We start from the raw sequence: 12,016 nt of genomic DNA, 5'->3' as shown, positions 1-12,016 counted from the left end.
TGCAAGGAATACTACGGGTTCAGTTGGTTTTAGTGGAGCTTATAAAACTAATGGACAAGAGGGTTGTCCACCTAATTGTGGGGGGTATGGTGGTGGAGATCCAAGCACACCTTACAAAGCTGGCACTCATTTTAAACCAGTCTCTCAACAAAATGCAACTATAAAACAAGGAAAATTAGATAATTTTACCCCAGAAGAGAAAGCTGCGCATTTAGGAGTTGACATGGCGAGCGCTGTTGAAGGAGGAGCCGGTTTATTAAAAGGAGGTGCTTCTCTTTTAAAGAATGGATTTAAATTTATTAAATCAACAAAAGCCGCTAAGACGGAAACGCAAGGTGGATTGAATTTATTTAAGTTTAAAGCAGAGCAGACTGCAAAATCTGAAGGATGGAAAACAGGGGATAGAATGTTAAAGTTGTATGACCAAGGTTCTCCTAAATTAAATTGGAAACAAAACTCAGGTTTTTTAAGACAAGAAATGCGTGCAGGCGATCCAATATTTGATTCATACCACTTACTTAATGGAGATCTTATTCCAACAAAAGGCTTCTTAAATGCTGAGAGATATTTATTAGAAAGTCGTGGTTGGGTTTATAGTCCTGTTCAAAGAGCGTGGCTGCCACCAAAAAGATAAAATTTGATTTATGGAATTTAATACACTAGTAAAAACATACCTTTTGCCAATACTTCAAAAGTATGGATTTGAGGTAATAGAGGAATTTAAGAACATTGTGCGTTTTCAATCTTCTGTTATGAAAGTAAATTTAGTATTTAACTATTACGATAAGTCGCACCTTGTGGAGCTTGGTAGGCGGGGCGAAACATTATACCCCTTGAATGATAATGCGATTAAAGAGCTTTGGGGTTCTTCTGCACCACCTATTGAACAAGTAAGCTCAAAAGTTTTTATACAAAATCTTTCTTTATTTTTTGAAGCAAAAGAAGGTGTTGAAATATTAACAGGAAATATAAGACTTTTTAAAAGCATTATCATCCAAGAAAGCGAAAAATACACATTCGAATTAATTCAAAAGCAGGTATTAGAAGCTGCATCAAAGGCTTGGGAAGCTAAAGATTATTTATCTTTTGTAGAAAGTATAGATAAAATAGGCATTAGTAAAATACCACAATCTTATCAGTTGAAGTATAAGATAGCAAAACAGAAATTGTAATAAATTATAAAACGAAAAACTTGAGTTATACCGAATTTTGGGATTATTGTCAAGTCCGAATTAGGTTGACAGGCTTTATTGTGATAAAAATGTTTAAGAACTTCCAGTAATTGTAAAATTGTTGGAAGTTTTTTTCTGCAAGGTTTTTATATCTCGTCCTAAAATAAGTTGACAAATTTAAGTAAGTATTTAAGTAAGTGTACTTTGTTGAAGGCCATCCAATAACTTATTCATTGGGTGGCCTTTTTTAATATATTATCCATCTTAGCAGCACCCATAAGGTCTTTCAAACAAACAACTCTGCACGCACCCAGACCTCCAACACTTCTATTGAAATTGGTGTATTTGCAATTGATTTGAGTTTTTAAATCGGGAAAAAGAAGGTACATTTAATCTGAATTTGATTCGATTAGGAGCAAGAGGTTATAACCCGACGATTGGACGTTTTGATAGAGTTGACCCGGTAATTGAAGGACAAGAGCAGCTTAGTTTGTATCAGTATGGGTGGAACAATCCGGTTTTGAGGAGCGACCCTGATGGTAATTTACCTTTATTACCTTGGCTTGATGCGGTTGTAGATGTTGCCTTTGTAGTGTATGATGCCGGGGTATTAATACACGAAAAATTAACCACAGGGAAAACGAGTAAAGAAAACTGGGCTGCCCTCGCTGCAGACGGGCTTTCTATAGCTGTACCCATGTCGGTTGGTGCAGGGATGGCGGTAAAGGCTGGAATGAAAGCCGCTAATAAGGTTGATAATGCTGCGGATGTTGTAAAAACGACATCCAAAGTCGTAGAGAATGCTAATGATGCTGTTAAAAGTGGTGATAACGCAAAATCGCTTTTGAAACAAGGTCGTTCAGGGAAACAAGAACGTCTTAAGGAAATAGCTAATGACCCAAAAGCAAGTTCAGCAGACAGAGGTTGGATAAAACAAGATATGAATGAAATCGCCAAGGGTAAACGCGAAAATATTAGAAATCCCCCCGGTAAAGATTTAGCCCATGAAAGAGGACGAGAGGCCGCAAAAGGATATTCTTATGAGCACTCTAATTTGCAAGATAGGGATTTACATAGACAGCAACACAAACACGACAATTATGGTCGTAAAAATAAAGAAAGACCCTTATAAATATGAAAATTACACAAAAAGAGATTGAAAGCGTCAGTAAATTAGCTCCTTTTGATAGATATACTTACTTTATCAAAAGAGTAGCAGATTTTGAAAAAATGTATACTATTGTCGATAAAGCTGGGTATTTAGCAATTTCTGAAATCGACGCCAAACTACTAATATCATTATGGTCATCACAAGAATATGCTACGCTAAATATTACTGGTGAATGGGAACAATATGTAGTTAAAGAAATTACGCTAGAGGAATTTGAAATTTCCTATATTGATTTGATTGTAGAAAACAACTATCTAATAAATGTTTTTCCCGTTAATAGTAAAGCTGGCTTTGTGGTAGATGTTAATGAATTTGCGAGAGATATTTCAGACGAAATGCAAAAGTATAGTTAAATCTATCCACTTGAAGTAAGTATCAAATTTAAGTACAAGTATTTAGAATATGGCCATCCAATAGATTATTTATTGGATGGCCTTTTTATTAATCTTTAAATGAAAGTATGATTAAACTACCCCAACCAAATTTGAATACCAAAATAAAGAAAAGGAAAGTACGTTTAATTTGCGAAGAATTAGCTTTGGGGCAAGGATTATAATGCGAGTATAGGGAGGTTTGATGGGGTAGATCCGTTGGCGGATGAAAGAGAGTGGTTAACATCATATAATTACGTTCAAAATAATCCAATAGTGCGTCTTGATCATTATGGAGCTTTTGATGATTATGCACTAAAAGACGATGGTAGTGTTGAATTAACCAAGAAAACAGACGATAAATTTGACCGTTTAACTGCGTCAAATGGCAAAGAGATAAAAATTGATAAACCAACTTCCTCGAGTGGAAGTATAATTTCCCAACTTTCAAAAAAAGATGCAGACGGTTTTAGTATAGGTCAAACATCGAATGCAACAGATGCTAGGAACGTTTACAATTTTATGGATGCAAATACAACTAGAGGGATAGAATTTAGTTTGACTGGTACCATGGAAAAAGGAAAAGCCAACTACTCAATATCAACAAGTCATAAATTACTTTCTACTAACTTTGATTAGATAAATATTAAACCTTTAAACTTAATTTTTCATATCCATAATCATGATGGTCCATTAGACAACGGTAATGTGATTAGTCCGTCAGACCTAGATATAGTCAAATCTACAACTACGCTAAATAGTGTCGCACGTTCTACCTCAATGTTACCTAGGTTTTTTATTTCATTAGAAAATGGAGGGATGAAAGAGTTTTATCATTTTGATAAAAGAAGTGAAAACACAAAAATGAATATTAAAACTGTAGATTTAAAAAATATCAAGAAATATGACTACTATAAAAAAAGACCTTAGAAGTTGTTTTTGGATAGCGATAATGTTTTACATAAATTCCTGTAATCCATGTAAAGAAAAAAATAGCTATCTTAAAAGTGCTAATATTCAGGATAGCTTGGACAAAACAATTACTTCTGTTTTTACAAGTGTGCCTTATCCCAATTTAGTCACTGTATATTTTACAGAATCAGGGATAAAAAAGTACATTTTTGTAACTCCTCATTTATCTATTGAGAACATTAGAAGCAAATATTATTCTATGATGGATAAAAAACCGATAATCATTGGTTATAAAAACGAAAACATGGAAAAGAGATTTGCAAACTTGAAATGTTCAAAGCCCGAAAAAAAATTCAATTATACTGAAGGTAAAATGGATATTTATGATGGTAGACGGGTTGTTTTCGAAATTGTAAACGACAATAGTATCCAAGAGATAAACCCCTCTGAAAAAATTTTAGAGTTAAATGACTATGGACATATTGTGTTTATTCCACCTGTAAAAAAATGATTCTAAGCAATTTCTCATCCTGAAAAAAGTTGACTATTTCAAGTACGAGTTTTTAGTTCAAGGCCATTCAATGAACAATTCATTGGATGGCCTTTTGTTAAGCAGTTAAATGAAATGATAATTAAACCACCCCTGCCCCAAACAAATTTGAATATCAAAATAAAGAAAAGGAAAGTACGTTTAATTTGCGAAGAATTAGCTTTGGGGCAAGGACTTATAATCCGAGTATAGGGAGGTTTGATGGGGTGGATCCGTTGGCGGAGAAATATTCACATTTATCCTCATATGCTTACGTAGGAAATAACCCTGTTAATGCAATTGACCCAAACGGTAGATTGATAATTTTGGTTAATGGACATTGGAACAAAATTGCAAATTGGTTGGGTATGTCACCTGGTGAAGCCGGTAAAGGTTATTGGAACTATTTCGATCGAGGGTTCATAGGTTCTGTTACCAGTTTTTTTAAAGACCAAAAAACAGATTTTGTTGATGGTTCTTCAAGAATGGGCTTTGACCAAAGTGGAAGTTACCGATTTCGAAGTGGCCAAAAATGGGCAAAGAAAAACTATGAAAGTGTGATGGCAGGATTAGCCGATGGCGAAACCATAAAATTAGTAGGACACAGCGAAGGTTCAGCCTATGCTGCAGGAATTGCTGACTATTTTATAAAGCGAGCAAAAAAAGATGGAAGAGGCTCTGTGATTGAATTTATGCTACAATTATCACCAGACGAGGCTGATGAGTTTGATAATCCCAAAGAGCCGACAACTTACCGCATCCATGATGTGTTGGACCCTGTTTCACCTGCTTTCTACTATTTATCGGGAGTTGATTATGAAATGATTACTGCAGGTTATAAGAAAATTGGCTATAATGAAATGTTTCAATCGCATGGAAGGACTGTTACAAGATGGGCAATAAATCAGCTACAAGGAGCATTAAATCAGTTTATGCAAGACCCTAACGTACAAATGACTACAAATGCCGATGGTTCAACAACATACAAGCGAACTGACCAATAATTATTTTGAAAACTCAATTACTTTAAGGTCTCGTAAGGAGACCTTAATTGTTTTATTGCAAATTAATGACGACCATGTTTCATCTTTTTTCTTTTCAAGCGAAGTATAAAAAATGACATTTTCATAATTAGCACGATGAGACAGAATAGGTTTTATCATTTTTGTAAGTCGTATCGTTTCCTTAAAAATTGTTAGGCTATCTTTATTGCAGAAGCCATCACAAAGCGTAACAATAAACATTGCATCCTTTCTATTCTCTTTGATAGCGTGGTAATCGTGCCTAAATTCCAAGTCATCACAGGCAAATTCATTTTTTAGTTTACTTTCCAAATTCTTTTCTTGCTCAGTAAGTTCAATCTTTGGAACAACACAGCCATAACAAAAGGATAATAGCAAAATAATAATTATTTTATTCATTGTTTTGTTATACTAATCTATGAAAAAATCCAGCCATGGCTATTGGTTTCATATTCCTAACACATGCAGTTTGGCTCAAGTTATATTGTTTGTATCTAAATAAGTATTGGCTTCACCCCCACTAAATAATCCAAAGTTAAATTCAAAAAGGAAGGTAGTACTTCCGCTAACTATAATTTATCAATTTAAAAAATAGTAAATACTTATTTTAAGCTAATTTACAAATCTTTTAGCTAAATACAACTCATATACAGAAATTCTTTAACAGACGACTACACCTATTATGCCAACGGCGCTTTGAAGGCTGATAAGAATGAGGACATCACCGATATTATTTATAGTACCTACGCCAATCAGCCTGTAGAAATTCAGCTGACGGGTGGCCGATGGATAAAGAACTTCTATGATGGTGCCGGGCGATTGTACAAAACGAGTTATTCTACCGGTGAATACTGGGAGTATCTGGATGGAATGGTTTTCAAGAACGGCGCTTTCTATCAACTGGCAACCCCTGAAGGCAGGGCGAATTACCAAAGTGGAGCCTGGTCTTATGAGTATTTCATAACCGACCACCTGGGTAACACCCGTGTCGCCTACAAAGCCAACGGTACTGCGCTGACAAAGACTTCTGAAACAGCCTTTGACCCTTGGGGGATTGTGCTAAAAGATGTAGGTTTAGTGAATGGTTTTCAAAATAAATTTGAATATCAAAATAAAGAAAAGGAAAGTACGTTTAACTTGCGAAGAATTAGCTTTGGAGCAAGGACTTATAATGCGAGTATAGGGAGATTTGATGGGGTGGATCCGTTGGCGGAACTTTCAAGACGTTTCTCTGCATATAATTACGTTTATGATAATCCTTTACTTTTTGTTGACCCTGATGGGAGATTTGGGGATATTTACAATCAAAATGGTACTCATATTGGAAGTGATGGAGAAATCGATGACCGTGTGTATGTTGCTAATACTACTTCCAATACTCAACTTTCACAACAGCAATCTAAAAATTTAATTGCTATACATGATTTTGCTAGTACATGGGGTAATAAAGAAATTGGGTCGGGTTTGACTGAATTAAAAGAAGGACACAAGGCATTTCAAAAATTGGCTGCAGTAACATATGCTGAATCAAGTGAGAGATTAAACTCGCAAGAGGAGAAAAACGGTATTGCATCTGCTTCTGTCAATAATAATAACGCACGAGGGCCTAATGCCTCATTAAGCAAAACTTTGGGCGAAATTTCTAATGCCACATTTGACGGTAATGCTAATTATAGTGACTATATGGATTCAAGCCCAAGTGAACGTAATTCAAACTCTCAAATGACTGCTTCTAATAAAGCTGCAATCAATGCTTTAACAGGTGGCAAAGATTACTCGAATGGGGCTATAGGTTGGGATGGTAGAGATTTAAGAACGAATTCTCATAGGGCAGGCTTAAATATATCAGACCCAAGCCATGATATATTTAAAGTTGGAGATAGACCATTGCCAAATGGGAAATATACTAGACAAACAACGGCAGCATACGGACAGACAGTATTTATGAAAATTCATAAAGATCATATTAAAGGAGGTTGACGTGGTTACTAAAAAAACCTTTGTGATGATTATATCATTGCTATTTATCGGAATTAAGGCAAAATCCCAATATGATTTCATTGCCAAACAACTTATATCTAATGGTCAAGTTAAAGCGATTAAACAAAAATGAAAATTTAAAACAACAAATCAAGGTGGAACCTACTATTCAAAATTATCTAATAACGAATTCCCAATTTCCTACATTTATGATGGGAATTGTGGTAAATTTGAAATAAGAGGTCGTATTTTTGAATTGGGTAAACATTTTGAAGAAGGCTTTGCTTGTGATATTGACCTCAGAACGCCTGAAATGTATCAATTTTACAAATTTAGTTTTGGGAATAAAAATTTCATTGCTCTTACATGTATAAACAATGGAGCAAGGACATCTTTTATATTCATACACCTTTTCAAATTAAATAAAGATTCTGTATTATATTATCCGTTATGGTCTAGATATGGTTCAATAAATTGCTTGGGAGATTTTAATAATGACAACGTTCTCGATTTTTTAAAAATAAGGAGTAATGAAAAGCAGACAGGTTCAGACACTTTTAAGGCGTCTATAATGAGCCTAGATAGATCAGAAACTAATTTTAAAGACTTGTTTAAAAGTAAAGAATGGTATTTTAAAAAGGTTTATACAAAAAGAAACAAAATACAAATCAAAACAATAAAGCCATTAAATTGAGCGTGTCATTCTAAAATAATTTAACTAATTTAAGTACGAGTATTTAGCTTAAGACCATCCAATAAGTTGTTTATTGGATGGCCTTTATTTATTATATTGCTCATCTTAGCAACACAGTGAAGTCTTCATAGCCAGCAAATTTGAATATCAAAATAAAGAAAAGGAAAGTACGTTTAACTTGCGGAGAATTAGCTTTGGTGCAAGGACTTACAATGCGAGTATAGGGCGGTTTGATGGGGTGGATGTGTTGGCGGATAATTACTATTCTTTATCTCCATATAACTATGTAGGGAATAATCCTGTTAAGAATACAGACCCAACAGGAATGTCTTTTAAGGGTTGTGGTAAAGATGGAGAAGATATAACCCCTCTTGAAATAAATGGTCATTATGCTTATATCGGGACTTGCCCTACTTGTCCTAATAGTAAAGAATATGATATTTATAGGGATAATAAAAGTTTATTTACTTACGATAGTCCAACAGGTATAGTTTATAATGGAGAAGGAAGTGCTATTGTTACTGCTAGTCGTCAAAATAATCCGGCAAGTTCTATACTAGCTGGCGGTATGATGCTAGCAGGAGCTTTGGCTGCCGATGATGTTACAGGTATAGGTGTACTAGATGATCCAGCGATTCCTGTCGTTCTAGTAGGAACAGCTATTGTTGCGGGGATAACATATATTGGTTATGAAGTTTATCATAGTTACAACCCTGATAATTCTCCAGTCAATTATCATGTTCCACCCAAAACATTACCTGGTTTCCCTGATGCCAGAAGAGATAAGCCCAAAAGCGGCAGAGCCAGATGGGTATTACCAGACGGAAAAATATTAGAATGGGATTATCAACACGGGGATGTTGAAGTTTATAATAATAAGGGTAAACACCAAGGTTCAGCCGATCCTGACACCGGTGAAATGACAAAAGAACCTGTACCTGGAAGAACAACTCAAAAATAAAATCTAATGGAAGAAGTACAAAGAATTATTGCATATTATAATAAAGAAAGCGAAGATTTAGTAGGTGAATATCCAATAAATTTATCTTTAGATATTTTAAATACTATTTTTGTTCCCTCTCCAGAGGATGATATTCATCTTTATTTCGTTTATGAAATAAAAGAAAATCAAGCCACAGTCTTAAAAAAATATACTAACATAGAATTTGATTTTTCAAATTACAGTTATTTTTTAGAATGCTATAATGTCTCGTCATAAATAAAGTTTTATCATTTAAAAACTATCCTCTTAAGAAAGCCCATACGATAATTTTTATTGGATGGGCTTTCTTAGTATGGGGACTTAACTCGTAGAGTCTATAAAGCCAATCTGGGCTATAACTTTGCTGGTGAAGTGATTAACGAAAAAGGTTTGAGTGAACCCATTGAGATACAGCTCACCAACAACAGATGGATTAAAAACTTCTATGATGGCTCGGGGTGCTTATACAAAACCACTTATTCGACAGGAGAATACTGGGAATACCTTGACGGCTTGGTTTTTAAGAATGGCGCTTTTTATCAGCTGGCAACCCCTGAAGGCAGGGCGAATTACCAAAGTGGAGCCTGGTCTTATGAGTATTTTATAACTGACCACTTGGGTAACACCCATGTCGCCTACAAAGCAAACGGAACCGCCCTGACCAAGACCTCTGAAACAGCTTTTGACCCTTGGGGGGTGGTGTTAAAAGATGCAGGATTAGTGAATACTTTTCAAAGTAGATTTGAGTTTTTAAATCGGGAAAAAGAAAGTACTTTTAATCTGAATTTGATTCGGTTAGGTGCCAGAGGTTATAACCCAACCATTAGGCGTTTTGATAGAGTTGACCCGGTAGTAGCTGAACAGGAGGAGTATAGTACATATCAGTATGGATGGAATAACCCGGTTTTGAGGAGCGACCCTGATGGTAATTTGCCTGTATTACCTTGGCTTGATGCGGTTGTAGATGTTGCCTTTGTAGTGTATGATGCCGGGGTATTAGTACACGAAAAATTAACCACAGGGAAAACGAGTAAAGAAAACTGGGCTGCCCTCGCTGCAGATGGGCTTTCTATAGCTGTACCCATGTCGGTTGGTGCTGGGATGGCGGTAAAGGCTGGAATGAAAGCCGCTAATAAGGTTGATAATGCTGCGGATGCTGGTAATGCAATGCAGAAACTCAAAAAAAGTGCTGAAACAGGACAAGAAGCGCATAGGCAAATCCAAAAGGGACTCAAAGAAAAGGGTGCAGATATTGAAGTACCAATGAAACTAAAAGATGGAACAAATGTTAGAAAAGATGCCGTAAAGCCAGACGGAACAGCTTTTATTATCAAGCCCAATACTAAATCAGGACAAAAATCTGCAGCTAAGCGGGAAAAATTAATGAGAGACAACGGACATAAGACTGAGAAGGCATTTTATGATCCGAAAGACCCAAAATATCAACCAAGTTCACCCACTTATATTGGTCCAAAAAAACAGAATTAATATGAAATTATCTAAAGCAAAATTAATAAAACTAGTAAAGCCTAAATTATTGGATTTAGGCTTTACTGAATTTAGAGAAACAACAGAGGGTACTCAAGGTTTTTTTGTAAAGAAATTGAGAAATGAGCTTTATTTATCATTGGGCTTAATAAAACATAGGTATTATGAAAGTGCTTTTACTGGAGCCTTTTACTTATCTAAAACGACAAGATGGGCATCCCTTTGGGGAGATATTCCCAGCGAAAGCTACAAGAGACCTGGGTATTTATTAACAGATGAAGAGCGTTCAATTTATCCAGAAAATGAACTTAATACAAAAGGCACTTATGACATTTGGTGGAATGGCAATGACGAGAAATCGGTTTTAGATTTTCTTAGAGTTATAGAATTAACCGAGCCGAGACTTTTGAATCATTTCGGATTAATACAAAAAATAGAGCAAAGTCAAGAGGTTCAAACACTTTCTAACTATTCAGAAGCGGTAAAAAAAATAGTATCCTCTAATCAAATTAATGGTTCCTTTTCCTTTTTACCACCTAAAGAAGTGGACGAAATACCTATTATATGGTTCAAGGCTTCTGAAAAGGTTTTAAAAGAAAGCAAAGGCATAGTAAACTTAAATACTGTGAAATTATTAGCTACGGACGCTTACAGACAAAAACAATTAGATATTGTCTCATCCTGAAACAGGTAACAAATTTAAGTAAAAGCATTTTGTTCAAGGCCATCCAATAAGTTATTCATTGGGTGGCCTTTTTATTAATGAGTTAACGGATATGATGATTAAACCGCTCCTACCTTACCTTTACTGAATACCAAAATAAAGAAAAGGAAAGTAAGTTCAACTTGCGTAGAATTAGCTTTGGCGCAAGGACTTATAATGCCAGTATAGGGCGGTTTGATGGGGTGGATGAGTTGGCGGAAATATCAGAAAGTTTTTCTCATTTTGTATATGCTAATAATAATCCATTAAGATTTGTTGACCCTGATGGGATGGCTTCAGAAGATTTTACTTATTCTGATGGCTCTGGTACTTTGAGTGCAAGGAATACTACGGGTTCAGTTGGTTTTAGCGGAGCTTATAAAACTAATGGACAAGAAGGTTGTCCACCTAATTGTGGGGGGTATGGTGGCGGAGACCCCAACACACCTTACAATGCTGGCTCTCATCTTAAATCAGCCAATCAACAAAATGCAACTATAAAACAAGGGAAATTAGATAATTTTACCCCAGAAGAGAAAGCTGCGCATTTAGGAGTTGACATGGCGAGCGCTGTTGAAGGAGGTGCCGGTTTATTAAAAGGATGTGCTTCTCTTTTAAAGAATGGATCTAACTTTATTAAGTCAACTAAAGCCGCTAAGTTGGGTAGTAGCACAATATATAGAGCTGTGTCTCAAGCAGAACTTGATGACATTGCAAAGTTTGGTCTTAGAATTAAGTCAGGGGGGTATGAAACAGGGAAATTGTTTGCAGCAACACTTGAAGAAGCTACTCAATTTGGTAAGTACAATTTTGGGTTAGATAGAGTACCTAATACTATTATAAAAGTAAGAGTCCCTAATCGTGTTTTGAATGGTGCAACTAAATTTGATGCTGATTTTATGAATGCTATTTCAATTCCTGCAGATCAGCTAAATTTTTTAAAAGCTAAACCTTTAAATTATAGTCCATGGTTAAGATAAGAGCATACATTA

At 35.4% G+C, this 12,016-nt stretch carries 12 protein-coding genes and 2 pseudogenes; 13 read left to right on the top strand and 1 reads right to left on the bottom strand.

Annotated elements, in window-relative coordinates:
* From C0V77_RS23230 to C0V77_RS22615, 7 genes and pseudogenes are all read left to right on the top strand, one after another.
* A partial coding sequence (locus C0V77_RS23230; protein WP_158238003.1) for a hypothetical protein occupies positions 1–634 on the top strand: 634 nt, incomplete at its 5' end.
* Positions 635–644: 10 nt separating this feature from the next.
* Entirely contained in the window at positions 645–1,172 is a 528-nt protein-coding gene (locus tag C0V77_RS22640; protein WP_101728676.1) for a hypothetical protein, read from the top strand.
* A 400-nt stretch (positions 1,173–1,572) separates the two neighbouring features.
* Positions 1,573–2,304: a polymorphic toxin type 8 domain-containing protein gene (locus C0V77_RS23330; protein ID WP_101728675.1), complete on the top strand. Its 732-nt coding sequence runs from the start codon at positions 1,573–1,575 to the stop codon at positions 2,302–2,304.
* Between the two features lie 2 nt (positions 2,305–2,306).
* Positions 2,307–2,696 (top strand): DUF2750 domain-containing protein, encoded by a 390-nt coding sequence (locus C0V77_RS22630; protein WP_101728674.1) that lies wholly within the window; start codon positions 2,307–2,309, stop codon positions 2,694–2,696.
* A 237-nt stretch (positions 2,697–2,933) separates the two neighbouring features.
* Entirely contained in the window at positions 2,934–3,353 is a 420-nt protein-coding gene (locus tag C0V77_RS22625; RefSeq protein ID WP_101728673.1) for a JAB-like toxin 1 domain-containing protein, read from the top strand.
* 265 nt (positions 3,354–3,618) lie between these two features.
* On the top strand, positions 3,619–4,137 hold the full coding sequence (locus C0V77_RS22620) for a hypothetical protein (RefSeq protein WP_143706169.1): 519 nt from the start codon (positions 3,619–3,621) through the stop codon (positions 4,135–4,137).
* Between the two features lie 146 nt (positions 4,138–4,283).
* Positions 4,284–5,159, top strand: a pseudogene (locus tag C0V77_RS22615) (RHS repeat-associated core domain-containing protein); the annotation flags it as partial.
* On the opposite strand, the gene C0V77_RS22610 reads toward C0V77_RS22615, so the two are convergent.
* On the bottom strand, positions 5,160–5,576 hold the full coding sequence (locus C0V77_RS22610) for a hypothetical protein (protein ID WP_101728670.1): 417 nt from the start codon (positions 5,574–5,576) through the stop codon (positions 5,160–5,162). It abuts the pseudogene before it with no gap.
* Between the two features lie 297 nt (positions 5,577–5,873).
* On the opposite strand from C0V77_RS22610, the gene C0V77_RS22605 reads away from it, so the two are divergent.
* The 6 genes and pseudogenes from C0V77_RS22605 to C0V77_RS22575 form a co-directional block, all read left to right on the top strand.
* The gene (locus tag C0V77_RS22605; RefSeq protein ID WP_101728669.1) at positions 5,874–7,157 is read left to right on the top strand and encodes an RHS repeat domain-containing protein; all 1,284 of its coding nucleotides are present in this window, start codon (positions 5,874–5,876) and stop codon (positions 7,155–7,157) included.
* Positions 7,158–7,978: 821 nt separating this feature from the next.
* The gene (locus tag C0V77_RS22595; protein WP_255408993.1) at positions 7,979–8,812 is read left to right on the top strand and encodes a colicin E3/pyocin S6 family cytotoxin; all 834 of its coding nucleotides are present in this window, start codon (positions 7,979–7,981) and stop codon (positions 8,810–8,812) included.
* Between the two features lie 6 nt (positions 8,813–8,818).
* A complete protein-coding gene (locus C0V77_RS22590) occupies positions 8,819–9,070 on the top strand; it encodes a hypothetical protein (protein WP_101728667.1) in 252 nt (83 codons plus the stop codon).
* Between the two features lie 135 nt (positions 9,071–9,205).
* The gene (locus C0V77_RS22585) at positions 9,206–10,321 is read left to right on the top strand and encodes an RHS repeat domain-containing protein (protein ID WP_158238002.1); all 1,116 of its coding nucleotides are present in this window, start codon (positions 9,206–9,208) and stop codon (positions 10,319–10,321) included.
* A 1-nt stretch (position 10,322) separates the two neighbouring features.
* Positions 10,323–11,006: a hypothetical protein gene (locus C0V77_RS22580; RefSeq protein WP_101728665.1), complete on the top strand. Its 684-nt coding sequence runs from the start codon at positions 10,323–10,325 to the stop codon at positions 11,004–11,006.
* 134 nt (positions 11,007–11,140) lie between these two features.
* A pseudogene (locus C0V77_RS22575) lies at positions 11,141–12,004 on the top strand (RHS repeat-associated core domain-containing protein); the annotation flags it as partial.
* Between the last annotated feature and the right edge of the window lie 12 nt (positions 12,005–12,016).

This window comes from Emticicia sp. TH156, from assembly GCF_002855535.1.
Taxonomy (GTDB): domain Bacteria; phylum Bacteroidota; class Bacteroidia; order Cytophagales; family Spirosomataceae; genus Emticicia; species Emticicia fluvialis.
Note: the sequence above shows the minus strand (reverse complement) of the source record. Positions and strands in the feature narration are given on the sequence as shown.

Bases quoted from the DNA above. Each gene is read 5' to 3' on its own strand.
- C0V77_RS22590 (WP_101728667.1), top strand. From the start codon at position 8,819: ATGGAAGAAGTACAAAGAATTATTGCATATTATAATAAAGAAAGCGAA.
- C0V77_RS22580 (WP_101728665.1), top strand. From the start codon at position 10,323: ATGAAATTATCTAAAGCAAAATTAATAAAACTAGTAAAGCCTAAATTA.
- C0V77_RS22630 (WP_101728674.1), top strand. From the start codon at position 2,307: ATGAAAATTACACAAAAAGAGATTGAAAGCGTCAGTAAATTAGCTCCT.
- C0V77_RS22610 (WP_101728670.1), bottom strand. From the start codon at position 5,576: ATGAATAAAATAATTATTATTTTGCTATTATCCTTTTGTTATGGCTGT.
- C0V77_RS22640 (WP_101728676.1), top strand. From the start codon at position 645: ATGGAATTTAATACACTAGTAAAAACATACCTTTTGCCAATACTTCAA.
- C0V77_RS22620 (WP_143706169.1), top strand. From the start codon at position 3,619: ATGACTACTATAAAAAAAGACCTTAGAAGTTGTTTTTGGATAGCGATA.